Origin of the sequence: Bacillus cereus group sp. BfR-BA-01380, from assembly GCF_022663535.1 — a bacterium.
In the GTDB taxonomy this organism is placed as follows: Bacteria; Bacillota; Bacilli; order Bacillales; family Bacillaceae_G; genus Bacillus_A; species Bacillus_A cereus_BB.
In genome coordinates, this window is sequence record NZ_JAKUFS010000001.1 from 84,071 (window position 1) to 99,499 (window position 15,429).

A 15,429-nucleotide genomic window follows, 5' to 3' on the forward strand; every position below is an offset into this window, starting at 1 on the left:
CACCAGTCGTCTAACGATAGACGTCTGACAATTCAGATTAAAAAAATAAATACCTCTGCAAATCAATGCCTACATCAGTAAGCGTTTGCATTAAATGAAATTCTATACTGAATAGTTATTGTGGAATATGAGAATGATATCATTTTGTTTCATCCATAAACTGATTGTAAGCGTTATCTTTACAAAAAGCAATATATTTTTAAGAGGGAAAAATAAACAAAAAAGAACATAGAGTCCCGCCTCTATGTTCCTTTGCGTTACTATCCTAATTGCTTTTCTTTTTCAATCACTGGATCTTCCCAGCATTCTGCATTTTTTAGTCCTGGGATAGAACTTGCATGGAATACAGGATCTTTCCCTTGTTTCTTCTGCTTCATATAGTCTGTAAGTGCAGCAAATGCAAATTTACCAAGAAACGCAATCGCGATTAAATTTATGATAACCATAAAGCCCATAAATAAATCCGCTAAATCCCACACAAATTGGATCTTTGCAACCGAACCGAATACAATCATGGATAACACACTTATTCGGTATACCATCAACCATACTTTACTGTTGTTTAAGAATCGAATATTTGTTTCTCCGTAATAATAGTTACCAATTAACGCACCGAATCCAAATAGGAAAATAAAGATAGCAAGACACCCTGATGCCCAAGAGCCGACATGTTCACTTAATGCTGCTTGTGTAAGTGCAATACCATTTAGCCCTGGTTGTTTGTATGCATCAGAAAGTAAAATAATAAATGCTGTGCTTGTACAAACAATCAATGTATCTGTTAATACGCCAAGTGCTTGAATAAGTCCTTGTTTCACCGGATGGCTTGTTGTTGCCGTTGCGGCAACGTTTGGCGCACTTCCCATACCAGCTTCATTTGAGAATAAACCACGTTTAACCCCATGCATGAGCGCTGCACCGATTGAACCGCCTGCTACTTGTTTAAAACCAAATGCGTTTTGAACAATAAGAGAAAGAACTTCCGGCATTTTTGTTATGTTTGTAATGATAACAAATAATGCAATACCAATGTATAACACCGCTAGAAACATTACCTTGTATTCAGCTATTTTTGCAATACGCTGCACACCGCCAAAGATAATCCCAGCGAAAGCAAGAGCCATAATAATTCCTAAAGTTAAACGATCTGTACCGAATGCGTTCTCAAAAGCAATTGTAACGGTATTTGATTGGACAGAATTGAATACAAGACCGAAAGTAATCGTAATTAAAATGGAGAATAATACTCCCATCCAACGTTTATTTAATCCTTTTTCCATATAATAGGATGGACCACCGCGGAAACCTGCTTTATCTTTTACTTTATATATTTGTGCTAATGTACTTTCAACAAAGCTGGATGCTGAGCTAATAATAGAAATAATCCACATCCAGAATACCGCTCCAGGACCGCCTAATGCAATCGCAATCGCAATTCCTGTGATATTTCCCGTTCCGACGCGAGCGGCCATACCAATACAGAACGCTTGAAATGGGGAAACTTCGTCTTTAGACCCAGATTTCCCTTCCATTAACACACGGACCATTTCCTTTAACATCCGAAACTGTACAAAATTCGATTTAAATGTGAAATAAATTCCGCAAACAACAAGCATAACAATTAACAATTTAGACCACAGAAAGTCATTTGTTAATCCCAATAGATTCGTCAAAAATTGTTCCATATCATCACCTCATATCAAAATTTAGTAGCCTAATCCATATAAAATAATCTGATTTTTCCGACATAAATAAACTCATCTCATATACACATGCAACACAGGTTAAAACTTTCTATGAAAATGGTATTTCCTCGTTTATACGAATATCCATAACATGTAACCGTACAGCTAACAGCTGCACCATCATGCTTGTTCCGCATGCCGGTTGGACTTATATATAACGTTCAAGACCAAATGCATTCTTAATTCTTAAAAGCAAGTGTAACATTTTATAAATTTGCGCTAATGTGCTCTCCACAAAACTTGAAGATGCTCCAATAATTGCAATTAACCACATCTAAAATACCGCACCTGGACCTCCCATGGAAATCGCTAGTGCTGCCCCTGCTAAGTTCCCAATCCCGATACAGGCTGCCGAACTCATAAAGAAAGCTTTGAAAGAAGAAACGCTTCCTTGTTTACGCGTTTTTCCTATCAATCCATTTGTCATTAAACGTATCATTTCCCCTAGATGACGCATTTGAACAAACTTAATTTTAAAAGAAAAATAAAGACCTAAGCCAATTAACATCGCAATAAGTACGTAAGTCCATAGAATATTATTCGTTGCTCCAACGAATTGTTCTAGAATGCTAATCATGTTGTCCCCCCCTTTTTTCTTACACAAATTCAATTGTAATTTAAATCCATTCAAAAATCAACAATTTTCGACAAAACAACAACTCCACATTACATTATCTCTCGAATTCTTTGTTTTTCTTTAAAATACTCACCAATACAAACGCTTACATAAAATAAACACATGTTACATTTTCTAACATGAAAATATAATACATAAAAAAGCACAATTCCCTCTAACCGAATTGTGCTTTTTGATATGATTTTAAATCTCTTCTCTCGATAAATCGTTTAACAGTCTAATATTATATTTTAGAGTCTACAATAAAATATTAGACTGTTAAAAAATATACGAACTCCGTCATTTTCATTTAAATGATATTGGCTACAATCATCTTCGTACGACTATCCACTACTTCATAATAAATTTCTAACCCTTTTCGAGTGCCCGAAACGATTTTAGCAGCTTTTAATTTTGCTAAGTGCTGACTAACTGTACTTTGAGGCATCCCCAACTTTTCATACATTGTTGTTACATTCGTAGGGCCTTTTGCAATTAATGTTTCAACTAAATTTAAACGCACAGGATGTGCCAATACTTTTAATATCTCTGCAATAGCTTCATATTTTTCTACTGTTTTAAACATATTTTATTCCTCCTTATATATATGATGAATATAATTATTCATCATATTATTCGAAGCGATCTATCATTTTATGTCCGTCGTTTAAAAAATTTTTAAAAAAAGTTTTAGAAATGAAAATAACAACGTTTTATACTAACGCAAAACGTTGTTTATTTTTGGCTCTGAAACAAGATTTGTTATAATAAATAAATATATATAGGGTAGATTTATACATACCATTTCACAAAAAATGAAGCAGCAATATAGTAATGATTACGCGTAATTAGGTGAAACTAAAAGACATATATAACAGTTCTTATCGTAGATGAAACGGATGGTGATCACAAATAGAACAGCACTTAAATTATGTCATTTCGCATTATGGATATTTCGGACTAATCATGGCGTTAGTTGGGGGAATTATCGGATTACCGATACCAGATGAAACGTTATTAACTTTTGTAGGATATTATATATTTCAAGGGAAAATGAACTTCTATATAGCCTTATTAAGCGCATGGTTTGGCTCTGCGGTTGGTATTTCGCTTAGTTACATATTAGGAAAAAGACTTGGGCTTCCCTTCTTAAAAAAATTTGGCCCTAAAATGCATATTACAGAGAGTAAAATCGCTCGGACACAAACTCTATTTCAAAAAATCGGTCCCACTTTACTGATTTTTGGCTACTTCATACCAGGAGTGCGGCACGTTACTGCCTATTTAACCGGTATTTCTCGCCTGCGCATTCGAACATTTTGCCTTTACGCTTATTTAGGAGCATTGATATGGAGCTTTACTTTTATTCAATTAGGATTAGTATTCGGAAAAGATTGGCATCTAATTAGCCACTCCATTCACCGCTATGGTTTAATTTTATTAATTTTGTCAGTCGTTCTTGCCGTTTTTGCCTTTCTATACATTCGCAGAAAAAAGACAAATGCAACGCACTGAAATTTTGAAAACCCACCTTCTAAACAAAAGGTGGGTTGCTTTTTATTTATGTGTTTTATTCGGTTTCTTTTTGCCAGGATTACCATTACCTTGACGCTTTTTATTTCGTTCTGCCTTCTCCTGTGTATCGTGCAGTTTCTCTACAAAATTACTACTGTTATCCATGCTTATAGCCTCCTTGGTTATCGTTCTTTTGTTACTATAACCAATTGCACATCAAATCATGAAGTATCGCTTTATTTTAGCTTAATCTGAACAGGCGGTAATGTTTTATTTGGGTGATACGGTGACATCAGTACCTCTAATACGTAATCCTTTAAACTAAAATTCTCTACACCATATTTCCCGTCCAGTTGGAATGTTCCTTCAAATTGCAGTTTTTCCTTATCTAATACTTTCACAGTACTTCCTTTTACATTATGTCCACGCGGTACAATATCTTGACCCACGTACGAAGAATCAGTTATATTCATGATCTCACCAAAATTGATTAATTCATCCATAGATATATGTTTCGTATCCACATTTTGAAGTGTGTAATTCACAATTAGCCGTTGATTCTTATGCTGAATTTTATTCATAATTATTTTGAAGTCACTACGCGTACTCTTTATTTCAAATGGTGTTTTTTCATCTAGCTTTACAATCGCTTGTTTTTCAGACAATCGTACAACAGGATATATTGTAATATACTCCGCACTATCAGGAATTTTCCCAAAAATAGAACGTTCTTCAGATTCTACATGATTACCCACTTTTTCTCTACCAAATTCAATTCCTGAAGTGAACATATCAATTTCTTTTCCTTTATCATCTGTTATTTTATGGATTCTTGCTAAGTCATTCTCTCCTACAAGCGGATAAATTGCTTTGTAGTCAATCGTTGTTGCTCCTTTACCGATTGTAATATTTTCAAATTTAAATGTATGCTGCTGATCCTCGCTGCTAACTGACTGCTGCGGGTTAATTTTTTTATTCTCTAGTTGCTTTACTGGAACATCAAACTTCCAGAATCCTTTCGTTTCACCGATAGATGTAATGGTAATTGGCAGTGTTGTATTCGGAGGTAATTCTTTTTCTGGATAGTCAATTTCGATATTACCAAACCAACCATCCTTTGTTACTCTTCCTCCACCTGAAGCGGCCTTCATCCACTTTGGACTTCCATCAACAAGCTTATATGTATAATAAAAATGATTATGAGATACAGCACTTTCTCCTACTTTATCCGGATTATCAACCGTAAATGTTATCCCAATCCTGCCCCCATCGTAATAGACACTTTTCATCGTTAGACTAATCCCATTACTTACTGCTTGTTGATTTAACTCTGTTACAAGTCTACTCTCTGTAAGATCTTGACCTATCGTATCATGAAAATAATCATACACTTTTCCTATAAACGGAACTTCTGCTAGCACACGATTCATTTGCGGGAAAACAAAACCTGAACCTAGCACACCTATACATACTGACGCAGCAGCTAACCATGCAATCTTTCTTCGTTTATATTTTCTTTTTACTGGTTTTTCTTGCTTTGCTCTATTCACACCTTTTTTTATCGCGATCTGTAAGTCTTCCTGAGGAACTTCGATTTTGTTTATTTCATCATTAAACCACTGTTTATCCAATTCTCATCACTCCCTCCTAATAATTTCTTTAACGACTTTCTCGCTCGATGCAAATACGTTTTGACTGTCCCTTCAGGCACATGCATATGCCACGCAATTTGATTTATCGGAAGATCATAATAATAATGTAAAATAATAACAGTTTGATAGTTTTCATCCAGTTTCCCAATTGCTACTTGTAAGTCTATATTTTGCTCAATTCGGTTTGCCGTGTTTCGTACGTCCCTATATTCCCTGCTATCTTCTAACTTTTGAAACTTCTTCTTCTCATTTAACAACTGATAAGCATTATGTATTAAAATACGCGTCAACCACGTTAGAAAAAAGTTTGGTTTCTGTAATTGCTCTAAAGATAAGTACGCTTTATAAACCGTTTCTTGTACGATATCTAAGGCATCTTCTTTATTTTGCACATACATATAAGCTGTGCGATATAATTGGTCCTGATGAAGGCTAATGAGCTGTTCAAATGCGGCATCATCACCCTTTTTCGCTTTTTTCACTAATTTTATTTCATCCATCTTATCCCTCCTTCCACTTATTAGATAGGATATGGAATGTTTTGGTTTCAAAAATTTATATTTCTTGCATAAAAAAAACGTCCCAACAAAGCTTGAGACGTTTTTTAAGACAAATCAGTTCGTCTATTTCTCTAAAATTACTTCTAACTGTTTCACTTGTGTCGCTACAAAAACCTATTCATAAAATGAAGATTATTTTAATTTAAACACTCCACTTACCGGATTATGATCGCTATTTTCAAACTTCAAATCATTTCCATGTACATTTACGACTTCTACATTTGGTGAAACTAAAAACCCATCAATAATCGTAACGAAATTCTCACCTTCTACATATTTCTTCACATCATCACGAACGGTCCAAACAGTAGGATCTACTGCCCACTGGAACCCACCGTCCGTGAAATCTTTTGGCAATTGTACTAACCATTCAGGCCATACCTTTTGAAACTTCGGATCTTTTAGCTGTACATCGGAGACTAGTTGATTCCAATCACCGCCGAGTATCACATAGTCACCGTTTTTATAGTGTTCGTTCATATACTTTTTCAAATAATCAACTTGTTGTCTTCTTATTTTTCCGCCTTTATCATAAGCAGATAAATGAAGATTGACGAGTCTTAAATATTTCCCATTACTCACAGGAACTTTATGCTCAACGATTGCTCGGTCTAAATCAAATAATTGTTTTGGCCAAGGCTCTTTCCCCGGCAGTTGAAATCTTGTTGCTGTATCAACCTTATACTTAGAAAACGAACTCATTCCTGAATTCGCATATCCCATCGGATTTGTAATCGGAACGGGTACCCACTGTGCGTGATAATTATATCCGAAAGTAGATTCATAGTTTTTCAAACCATTCTTAAATACGTCATATTCATTCACATCAAATGATCTTGATGATTTTGTATCCACCTCTTGCAATAAGATGAAATCAGAATCTTCTTTTTGTAAAAAGGATAGCATGTTGGTAAGATTCTTTTCTGTTTGTTCTTTACTACTAGAACGAGAACTTTGTCCCCCATCCATAAAAAAGTCTTGGTCTTTATCCAAACCAGCATAGCCTATGTTAAAAGTCGTCGCTGTAAATGTGTCTCCTTGTTTTAAAACCTTGTCATTCTTATTTTCTACATTTAATTTCAGAACACTAACAGGTTTCTCATCCGTAATCATAATATAAGCTAAAAATATCGCTACACTACCAATCACTAATGCTACTAGTAATAAAAATACTTTAAATATTTTCTTCAAATAAATAACTCCTTTTTATATTAAAATAAATGTTTATCAAAAAATATACTGTAAATTACCCTCCCTACAATAAATGAAAAATAATTAACAATATTCTGTATTATTTTGTGATAAATAAATATACCTTAATCCATAAGGAAACAAGATTATTTTATCACATTAACTATCCAAACTCCCATATAATATTGAACAAACAATAATGTGATTAACTTTTTTAAACCTTATATAAATATAAAAAAACGCCTCTAATTTTTGAGACGTTTTTTCGTTAAGTATAGTCATACTCCAGTTCTTAAGTTGAATCCATTCCCCATAATAACTGTGTGTTCCTCATTAGGGAAATCATTCGCTTTTCTTAATAAAATTTCACCACATCTTCATAAGGTAAAAACGTTCTTTCACCTGGCTGCTCATCTGGTTCACCAAATGGCATTTGTGCTACTAGGCTCCACTCTGCTGGAATGTTCCAAGTTTGTTTTACTTCTTCATCAACAATTGGATTGTAGTGTTGTAGAGACACCCCAATTCCTTCTGCAGATAAAGCCATCCATGTTGCATATTGCAGCATGGCGCTTCCTTGATGAGACCAGAACGGGAATTGGTCTTTGTATAATGGTGCGTTTTCTTGCATCGTCTTCACTGTTTCTTGATTTTCAAAGAATAATACTGTTCCCACTCCATCACGAAATCCTTGCAGTCTTGCTACAGTTGCCTCAAAATTTTCTGCTGGAACAAGGGCGCGAAGTGTTTCTTTTACGATATCCCAAAACTTTTCATGTTCTGCATCCATTAATACAACGAGGCGGCCACTTTGCATATTAAAAGCTGATGGTGCATATAAAGCAGTTTTTAAAATCTCACTAATTCTTTCTTTCGTAATGTTTTCATTCTTTTTCACTTTACGAATAGAACGGCGGTTCATAATTACATCTTTTAAATTTGTTGTAGTAACTGACATGTTTCATTCCTCCAATATTTTATTTGTCGATCATGCACACAATTTAACAATATCCATCTACATTACATTGCATTCCATCTAACTCATTTTCCTTACTTTTTGCTAGCTCTTGATCGATTGCTTTTGCTAATCTTTCTTTGCTCGCTAACCCTTGAATCACTTCATCACCAATGATGAATGTTGGAACAGCCATAATTTGCGCCTCTTCGTAAGCATGTCGCAACGCTTCTTCTTGTGCGTCTTTATACTTTCTTGATACTAATGCTTCTTTAAATGCTTCTTTAGGGAGTCCAACTTCCCCTGCCAATTTTGTTAATACTTCGATATCTTCGATGTTTTGTTCTTCTTGGAAAAAGGCAGCAAACACTCTATCGTGAAACGCATTTCCTTTTCCGTGTTCCTTCGCAAAGTGATAACCCTCAAAGGCAAGGTTTGTATATGGATGCGGAGAAACACGAGGTAATCGCATTTCCACCCCTAATTTTTTGGCGGTAGGAACAATAAATGAATCCCATGAACCTAACTTGTCAGGCTCTTTCCACGGATCGATTTTCGGATATGGACTCGGACGTAATTCAAATGGCATCCACTCTACTTCTACATCTTTTTCCTTTACAATCTCATCCAAAGGACCTTTTCCTAAAAAACAAAATGGACATATAAAATCAGAATACGCTTTAATTTTTACAGTCATGTTTATGTTCCCTCACTTCTCTTTTTAGTTGTAACTAATTTAGTTACAACTAAATTAAAAAAAATTACTTTACAGAGTGTATTTGATTTACTAATGATGTAACTAGTTTCTCCACTGTTATGCTTTCCAATACGAGCTCAAGCGCTTCTTGTGCTTGAACTAAAATCACTTCTAAAACGGCTTGTATATTTGCTCCCACCGGACAATCAGGATTTGGATTTTCATGAAAATGAAATAACTTTTCCTCTTCCACCACATCTACGGCTCGGTACACATCTAACAAGGTAATCTCACACAACTCTTTCGCAAGATAAGCCCCTCCTACGCCGCGGCGCACTTCAACAAAACCTGCTTTTTTTTAAATAAGATAAGACTTTCCGAATAATCACTGGGTTTGTATTTATACTTTCCCCCATATACTCTGAAGTACAAATAGAAGGTGGATTATGTTTCAGGGGAGATAAAATATGCACAGCAATTGTAAAACAACTACTAATTTTCATATTTATCACCACCTTGTTGTAATTATTATAGTTACAACAAGAACGGAAGTCAAGCGGCCTAAAAAAGATTTTTTAAACTATGCTATATTTCAGTACTTAGGAAATATTACAAAACTGTCATCTTTACGTAAGGTTTTTAGATAGTTCATTTCATATTTAAATGTAATAATAAAAATATAAGAAAAAGCAAATATACAAAAAAAGAAATGAGGCAACTTTACAATGATTTTAAAACTATTATTTATCCTTTTCGGAATCGGCTTAGTATTCTGGGGTATATATAGAATGAAAAAAGATCCAGCATTTGTCGGAAAAACGCAAACAAGAAAAAGCATTTTTAACCTCTTAATTTTAGGACAAACTTCTGGCCTAGGACAATTTTTAAGCGGGATTGTCTGTATAATTATAGGGATTTTATCCTTTATCATTAAATAACTTATCGAACCTTACGAAACTGTCATCTTTATGTAAGGTTATGAGATAGTTGCTTTACTATTTCCATGTAATAATAAGAACATACGAAATAACAATAAATTTTTAGAAATTATAGGAGCGTGTTGATCATGATCGTAACAACAACTAATACTATTCAGGGAAAAGAAATTATTGAGTACGTAGACATCGTAAACGGTGAGGCAATTATGGGTGCAAATATCGTACGCGATATCTTCGCTTCTGTTCGTGACGTTGTTGGCGGCCGTGCTGGTGCATATGAAAGTAAATTAAAAGAAGCGCGTGACATTGCGATGGAAGAAATGAAACAACTTGCTGCGCAAAAAGGCGCAAATGCAATCGTTGGTATCGATGTAGACTACGAAGTCGTTCGCGATGGAATGTTAATGGTTGCGGTAAGCGGTACAGCTGTACGTGTGTAAATAGATAGAAAAGAAGCACCTCATTGGAGATTGAGGTGCTTTTTCTTTTTAGTGGAATGTTGTAAAGTAGCCCCAATTTCACGAAGGACTACTTACTACGGTTTTGTTGAATTTTATAACGAGTTACCCTCGCCAAATAAAAACACGGAAAAGATACAACACTTAATAGCAATAAATTCGGCAGTGGATGTTTGACAACAGAATATACAAGAAATACCGCTATTATAAAACATAAGGAACTAAAAATAGCTGAAACTAAACTTTTTGTAAAGATGTTTTCAGTCTGGCTCATCTCTAATTCTCCTATCTTTTTTTACAATTATGATGACCTAATATTATTGTTGATGCCCCTTTTCTCGGTTCCCTACAGCCCAAGCTAAAAACAAAATCGAACTAGTTACTAAAATCGCTGTGAACATCCCCATTACCATTTCCCCTTACTTTAAATAGTATTACCTATATAATACCATTACATAATCTTACAAACCACTTGTAAAATCCATATATTGCTAGATAAAGTTTCCTTTTGTATAATAATTACAATATAATCCAATTTGCACAGGAGAAAAAATATGAAACAAAGGCCTTGGTATTTACGAGATAAGTTTTTGTATACAATCTGTATCGTTATCCCTCTAATTGGATATATAATTGTTGTATTTAACAAAAGGAAATTTGACCATGAAGAATGGATGCCCTTTCTTCTAGTATCTACAATTACAACTTCTCTTTGGGTATTAAAATTTCTTCCGAATCATATCTTTCTTCCTGGAACAATCCTCGCGCTATTACTAATATATATACTTATCAAAAATTAAAGATCAGAGCTTCTAAGCTTTTTTCTAAACAGGATTGGCTGAATCACCCAATTGCCACATTTCACTCAAATTCAAATAATCTACGTATGATTTTTACCCAACCTAAGTAAGAACACCCTAAAATGATGGACCACAAAAATGCGAAACGGATACTTCTCGGGATTGATATCCATAACTTCAAGATCCGCCAAGACACATCATCTTTTCTGTCTTTTTTCATTAGCATTCCCCCGTCACAACCGGCAATACAATAATAAACCGAACTACCCCATCTGCATATTCTGCTCGAATTTCTCCGCCTTCTAATTCCACAATGCTTTTGGCAATCGCAAGCCCAAGCCCTGAGCCTTCTGAAACTCTACTTCTTGATTGATCCTTTTTATAAAAGCGTTCAAATAAATTCTCTAACTCTTCTTTTGTAAACTCCTCACTCTCATTTGCAATAGAAATGCGAATGTTACGGCGCTCTCTTTGAAGCGAAACGATAATTTCTCCCTCATCTTTACTATACTTAATGGCATTCATTAATAAATTATCAAACACACGAACCATTTTTTCTGAATCCAAGGAAGCGTATAGACGATCTTCGGGAAATTCTTTCACAAAGGAAAGACCATGTTCCTCTGCTTGTGGTACAAGTTCTTCAATTAATTGATCAAGAAGTTCGTTTATGCATACTTCTTGTTTTTCTAATATAATCTTCTCATTTGTTAGCTTTGTGTATTCAAATAAATCTTCTATTAAATTCTTTAACTGCTCTGACTTTGAAAAGGCGATTTTTACATACTCATCGGATTGTTCTTTATTTTCATATTTACCATCACGTAATAAGCGCAAGTACCCCATAATCGAAGTAAGCGGTGTTCGTAAATCATGCGATACATTTGTAATCAATTCATTTTTTTGCTTTTCAATTTTTCGTTCTTTTTCAATATTCACCATAAGCTCTTCTGCCATATGATTAATATTCTCTGTTAATAAGGCCATTTCATCTTTGCCCTTTTCTTCAATCCGATATGCTAAGTTTCCTTTTGCAATCTCTTTCACACCTTCTGCCATCGCTTCAATTTGCTTCATCTTTCGCTTTGTTATATAGAAGAAGGAAACCAAAAAGACGACAAAACCAATTAAAAATGGGAGCGGGCTATCATTCTGAACTTCAATAATATCCCCTTGTGGTATACCACTTGCGATTAAATACATGTTTTTTTCTTGAATAGTAACAGGATAAAACGTTGTAAATTCTTTACGCTTGCTTTCATGTATTACATCTTGATCTTCGTAACTAGAGCGATTTATTTTAAAACTCATGATATTACGAATGGTACTATGAAGATTAATCTGTTCTTCCTGAGCACCTTTTGTCTTATAGACAACTTTTCCACCCTCATCTACAATTAAAACTTTCAATGTTCTCTGGTACTCTGGCCATTCAAGAATTTCTTGTACATGAAAAGTACTCTCTCTTGTAATTACCCCAACAAGTCTTTCAGCAGTTGTATCGATTCCTCGCATACCCGACGAATAATCAATGACAGCGTGCTTATTGGCTCCTTGAAAAAGTGGAGACGAAGCCCACCCTCCTATCACACCAAGCAAAATACAAAAAGCAAATGTCGTTATCAGTTGCACACGTATACTCTGTTGTACCCCTCTTACGATTTTATATATTATTTTTTTAAAAGTTCGAATCATCCAACCAATCGGTCTAAATATGTTTTTAATTATCTTTCTCAATCTTATATCCCACTCCCCAAACCGTTTTTATATAACGAGGCTTCCTTGGATTCTCTTCCGTCTTCTCGCGGATTTTTCGAATATGTACCATTACCGTATTATCAGATTGAAAGGACGGTTCATTCCATACCCGTTCATAAATTTGATCCGCACTAAATACCATCCCGCGATTTCTCGCCAGTAACTCTAAAATAGAGAATTCCCTCGGTGTGAGTTTCACTTCGTCGTGTCCCACAATTACTTCATGCGTTGCAACATTTACTTTCATATCACCAACTTCAATTTCATCTTCATTTTGAATAAAGCCTCCACTCATTTTCATATATCGGCGAAGCTGTGATTTAATACGGGCAATCAATTCTAGTGGATTAAAAGGCTTTGTGACATAATCATCTGCTCCAGTTGTTAAGCCTAAAATTTTGTCCATATCTTGCGTTTTTGCCGATAACATAATAATGGGCATCTCGGCTATTTCTCTTACCTTCATACACATATGAATCCCATCTAATTTTGGCATCATAACATCTAATACAACTAAATGTACTTGGTGCTTTTGTAATATTTCTAATCCCTCTGCACCGTCCCCAGCCTGCAACACTTCATATCCTTCATTCTTCAAATAAATCGCAATCAAATCGCGAATTTCTTTTTCATCATCTACAACAAGTATTGTTTCTTGACTCACAATCTCTCCCCCAACATTATCAATCTATTATAGGAATATTTTAACAAACAAATTTGAGGTTTTGTTACATTACTCCTTACTCTCTCTATCTATATAGTGCACACCGAATATTACTACAAGAAAACTCCCAAAAACGAAACCGTACTTCGTTGTGATTTCTACAATGTATCGTGCATCTTCAAAATCAATTGCATCCACCATTTTTTCCGCTAATATTTTCGAACTCGGTGCAATCGCTCCAATGTGTTTAGGATGCTTGATAAACTCAATTAAAAGCGTAATGAGTTGCACGAAACATCCCCTCGTTTAATCAGTATTGTATAGGTCTCAGTATAAATAGCATTTCTTAAAAAATAGCAGAGAGATTTCTTAAGTTTTTCTGAAGAAAACGAAAAACCTCTACGTTATATACCACATGTCATACCTATAAGAATTTCCCTTATCTACTGATTTACGCTACCGACTTATTCTTTCCAAATGAAAAATGCCCCCAAAAGATAGTATCTTTTGGGGGCACAGAATAAAATAGGAGCGGATATACCCGCCCCTATTTTTAAACAATTATATATTATTTTTCAGGAAGTGCCTCCATGACAGATGCCACTTCTGCGACAATAATTTGGCTACCTAAAATTGGTGATTCTTGTTGTGCTTCTTTAGAGCCTGGCTCTGGTCGTTTATGCGCTTCTTTAAACGCATCACTATTTCTCCATTTCATAAAGCTCTCTTCATTTTCCCAATACATATTTACATTTAATTCATCATACTCAGTTAAGTTTTGTGTAATTAAAACTTCAACTTTTATAAAACCTTCCATTTGTTGCAATGCACCTGAACGAGTGAATGCTGGGGCCATTTTTTGTGCAAACCCTACTTTTGTTTTAATTCTGTTTGTAACAACGATCATCCTCAAAAACCTCCTTAATGTTTGTGAAAACTTCCTCGAATGAACTATCTGCATGACATCTATGCTGTTTTTCGTTCATCATGCTTTACTATAATGGTATCTTTAGGTTTCAACTTAATTAGTCACGCGTGACTAATTAAGTTCATTATATACACCACGTTTTTATTAGTCAACTCTGACTAATAAAAACGTGACTATATAAATTCAAATAAAAAACAACATAAAAATCCCTTCCTTTTTAGGAGACCAAGAACATCTGGTCCAGCATAGCAGCGACTTATATGTTGCAAAATAAATTTAGATATAGAGGCGATTCAAATTTTAGAAAGAAGCGTTTTAACCGCTTTTTCAAGAAACGCAATTTCTGCTTCTAACATTGTTATTTTATGCTCTATTGCCAGATTGACTCCAATCCTCATCTCATGAACTGGGGTTTGTTTAAAAATATGAATTAATTTCTTATTTTTATGTAATCGTTCCTCTAGAGCTGGCAAAGATTTTTCTAACGGAAGAAAATCAATAAACATGAGTCCTATATCACCTTGATAATTAACTCTCTCAGCTGAAGATAAATTGTTCAATAATAATTTGTAAAAATATTGTTTACCCTTTTCATTAATAGAGTACACTTTTCGGGATGGTCTGTTTCCTTCTTGCTCCAATTGAACATCAATGTATCCCTTTTTATTGAGTTTATCTAACGTTGCATAAGCAGTAGGTTTTTTCATATCTGTAACTGTACTTAAATTTCTTTCAATAAATTCATTAATTTGATATCCATGCTGACTTTGGCTCATAAGCAAACCGAGCAGGACGAGTGAGCGCTGTTCCATAGAGATCATCCTTTCTAAACCATATTATATCTGATGATGGAAATGAGAACTAGACAATAACTCAATTACGTGGATTGTTAGCAATTATTATACGACAAATATCTATAGGAAAACTATCTCTTAGCGCCCGCACTCTCTTA

At 34.7% G+C, this 15,429-nt stretch carries 17 protein-coding genes and 3 pseudogenes; 4 read left to right on the forward strand and 16 right to left on the reverse strand.

Annotated elements, in window-relative coordinates:
• Positions 1-260 precede the first annotated feature (260 nt).
• The 3 genes and pseudogenes from MR076_RS00475 to MR076_RS00485 all read right to left on the reverse strand — a co-directional run bounded on the left by MR076_RS00475 (position 261) and on the right by MR076_RS00485 (position 2,947).
• Positions 261-1,685, reverse strand: coding sequence for an alanine/glycine:cation symporter family protein (locus MR076_RS00475; RefSeq protein ID WP_242216646.1), 1,425 nt, complete (start codon positions 1,683-1,685; stop codon positions 261-263).
• Positions 1,686-1,947: 262 nt separating this feature from the next.
• Positions 1,948-2,319, reverse strand: a pseudogene (locus MR076_RS00480) (alanine:cation symporter family protein); the annotation flags it as partial.
• 352 nt (positions 2,320-2,671) lie between these two features.
• Positions 2,672-2,947: an ArsR/SmtB family transcription factor gene (locus MR076_RS00485; RefSeq protein WP_242216647.1), complete on the reverse strand. Its 276-nt coding sequence runs from the start codon at positions 2,945-2,947 to the stop codon at positions 2,672-2,674.
• A gap of 326 nt (positions 2,948-3,273) precedes the next feature.
• Here MR076_RS00485 and MR076_RS00490 point away from each other — a divergent pair, with 326 nt between their 5' ends.
• Entirely contained in the window at positions 3,274-3,876 is a 603-nt protein-coding gene (locus MR076_RS00490; RefSeq protein WP_242217000.1) for a DedA family protein, read from the forward strand.
• A gap of 42 nt (positions 3,877-3,918) precedes the next feature.
• On the opposite strand, the gene MR076_RS00495 is transcribed toward MR076_RS00490, so the two are convergent.
• The 7 genes and pseudogenes from MR076_RS00495 to MR076_RS00525 all read right to left on the reverse strand — a co-directional run bounded on the left by MR076_RS00495 (position 3,919) and on the right by MR076_RS00525 (position 9,434).
• Positions 3,919-4,041: a DUF4023 domain-containing protein gene (locus tag MR076_RS00495; RefSeq protein ID WP_035433200.1), complete on the reverse strand. Its 123-nt coding sequence runs from the start codon at positions 4,039-4,041 to the stop codon at positions 3,919-3,921.
• Positions 4,042-4,112: 71 nt separating this feature from the next.
• Positions 4,113-5,507 (reverse strand): DUF4179 domain-containing protein, encoded by a 1,395-nt coding sequence (locus MR076_RS00500; protein ID WP_242216648.1) that lies wholly within the window; start codon positions 5,505-5,507, stop codon positions 4,113-4,115.
• Complete coding sequence (locus tag MR076_RS00505) at positions 5,477-6,028, reverse strand: sigma-70 family RNA polymerase sigma factor (RefSeq protein ID WP_242216649.1); 552 nt, start codon at positions 6,026-6,028, stop codon at positions 5,477-5,479. Before MR076_RS00505 ends, MR076_RS00500 begins: the two co-directional genes overlap by 31 nt.
• Before the next feature lie 192 nt (positions 6,029-6,220).
• Positions 6,221-7,279, reverse strand: a complete 1,059-nt coding sequence (locus tag MR076_RS00510) for an endonuclease/exonuclease/phosphatase family protein (protein WP_242216651.1) — start codon at positions 7,277-7,279, stop codon at positions 6,221-6,223.
• Between the two features lie 355 nt (positions 7,280-7,634).
• Positions 7,635-8,237 carry a nitroreductase family protein gene (locus MR076_RS00515; protein WP_242216652.1) on the reverse strand — a complete coding sequence of 201 codons (603 nt, stop codon included), beginning with the start codon at positions 8,235-8,237 and terminating at the stop codon, positions 7,635-7,637.
• 43 nt (positions 8,238-8,280) lie between these two features.
• Positions 8,281-8,931 (reverse strand): DsbA family oxidoreductase, encoded by a 651-nt coding sequence (locus MR076_RS00520; protein WP_242216653.1) that lies wholly within the window; start codon positions 8,929-8,931, stop codon positions 8,281-8,283.
• Positions 8,932-8,995: 64 nt separating this feature from the next.
• Positions 8,996-9,434: pseudogene (locus MR076_RS00525) on the reverse strand (Rrf2 family transcriptional regulator).
• Positions 9,435-9,656: 222 nt separating this feature from the next.
• On the opposite strand from MR076_RS00525, the gene MR076_RS00530 reads away from it, so the two are divergent.
• Complete coding sequence (locus MR076_RS00530) at positions 9,657-9,869, forward strand: hypothetical protein (RefSeq protein ID WP_242216654.1); 213 nt, start codon at positions 9,657-9,659, stop codon at positions 9,867-9,869.
• 128 nt (positions 9,870-9,997) lie between these two features.
• Positions 9,998-10,309, forward strand: coding sequence for a heavy metal-binding domain-containing protein (locus tag MR076_RS00535; RefSeq protein WP_242216656.1), 312 nt, complete (start codon positions 9,998-10,000; stop codon positions 10,307-10,309).
• 88 nt (positions 10,310-10,397) lie between these two features.
• On the opposite strand, the gene MR076_RS00540 is transcribed toward MR076_RS00535, so the two are convergent.
• The gene (locus tag MR076_RS00540; protein WP_242216658.1) at positions 10,398-10,601 is read right to left on the reverse strand and encodes a hypothetical protein; all 204 of its coding nucleotides are present in this window, start codon (positions 10,599-10,601) and stop codon (positions 10,398-10,400) included.
• A 280-nt stretch (positions 10,602-10,881) separates the two neighbouring features.
• Here MR076_RS00540 and MR076_RS00545 point away from each other — a divergent pair, with 280 nt between their 5' ends.
• Positions 10,882-11,127 (forward strand): hypothetical protein, encoded by a 246-nt coding sequence (locus MR076_RS00545; protein ID WP_242216659.1) that lies wholly within the window; start codon positions 10,882-10,884, stop codon positions 11,125-11,127.
• A gap of 219 nt (positions 11,128-11,346) precedes the next feature.
• On the opposite strand, the gene MR076_RS00550 is transcribed toward MR076_RS00545, so the two are convergent.
• From MR076_RS00550 to MR076_RS00570, 5 genes and pseudogenes are all read right to left on the reverse strand, one after another.
• Positions 11,347-12,852 carry a sensor histidine kinase gene (locus tag MR076_RS00550; RefSeq protein WP_242217003.1) on the reverse strand — a complete coding sequence of 502 codons (1,506 nt, stop codon included), beginning with the start codon at positions 12,850-12,852 and terminating at the stop codon, positions 11,347-11,349.
• Positions 12,848-13,549 carry a response regulator transcription factor gene (locus tag MR076_RS00555; protein WP_242216660.1) on the reverse strand — a complete coding sequence of 234 codons (702 nt, stop codon included), beginning with the start codon at positions 13,547-13,549 and terminating at the stop codon, positions 12,848-12,850. Before MR076_RS00555 ends, MR076_RS00550 begins: the two co-directional genes overlap by 5 nt.
• Before the next feature lie 153 nt (positions 13,550-13,702).
• A pseudogene (locus tag MR076_RS00560) lies at positions 13,703-13,840 on the reverse strand (SAM-dependent methyltransferase); the annotation flags it as partial.
• 277 nt (positions 13,841-14,117) lie between these two features.
• Positions 14,118-14,456, reverse strand: coding sequence for a heme oxygenase (locus MR076_RS00565; protein WP_242216661.1), 339 nt, complete (start codon positions 14,454-14,456; stop codon positions 14,118-14,120).
• A 314-nt stretch (positions 14,457-14,770) separates the two neighbouring features.
• Positions 14,771-15,289: a PadR family transcriptional regulator gene (locus MR076_RS00570; protein ID WP_242216662.1), complete on the reverse strand. Its 519-nt coding sequence runs from the start codon at positions 15,287-15,289 to the stop codon at positions 14,771-14,773.
• Positions 15,290-15,429: the final 140 nt, after the last annotated feature.

Bases quoted from the DNA above. Each gene is read 5' to 3' on its own strand.
- MR076_RS00545 (WP_242216659.1), top strand. From the start codon at position 10,882: ATGAAACAAAGGCCTTGGTATTTACGAGATAAGTTTTTGTATACAATC.
- MR076_RS00495 (WP_035433200.1), bottom strand. From the start codon at position 4,041: ATGGATAACAGTAGTAATTTTGTAGAGAAACTGCACGATACACAGGAG.
- MR076_RS00485 (WP_242216647.1), bottom strand. From the start codon at position 2,947: ATGTTTAAAACAGTAGAAAAATATGAAGCTATTGCAGAGATATTAAAA.
- MR076_RS00530 (WP_242216654.1), top strand. From the start codon at position 9,657: ATGATTTTAAAACTATTATTTATCCTTTTCGGAATCGGCTTAGTATTC.
- MR076_RS00565 (WP_242216661.1), bottom strand. From the start codon at position 14,456: ATGATCGTTGTTACAAACAGAATTAAAACAAAAGTAGGGTTTGCACAA.
- MR076_RS00475 (WP_242216646.1), bottom strand. From the start codon at position 1,685: ATGGAACAATTTTTGACGAATCTATTGGGATTAACAAATGACTTTCTG.
- MR076_RS00540 (WP_242216658.1), bottom strand. From the start codon at position 10,601: ATGAGCCAGACTGAAAACATCTTTACAAAAAGTTTAGTTTCAGCTATT.
- MR076_RS00520 (WP_242216653.1), bottom strand. From the start codon at position 8,931: ATGACTGTAAAAATTAAAGCGTATTCTGATTTTATATGTCCATTTTGT.
- MR076_RS00505 (WP_242216649.1), bottom strand. From the start codon at position 6,028: ATGGATGAAATAAAATTAGTGAAAAAAGCGAAAAAGGGTGATGATGCC.
- MR076_RS00535 (WP_242216656.1), top strand. From the start codon at position 9,998: ATGATCGTAACAACAACTAATACTATTCAGGGAAAAGAAATTATTGAG.
- MR076_RS00515 (WP_242216652.1), bottom strand. From the start codon at position 8,237: ATGTCAGTTACTACAACAAATTTAAAAGATGTAATTATGAACCGCCGT.
- MR076_RS00570 (WP_242216662.1), bottom strand. From the start codon at position 15,289: ATGGAACAGCGCTCACTCGTCCTGCTCGGTTTGCTTATGAGCCAAAGT.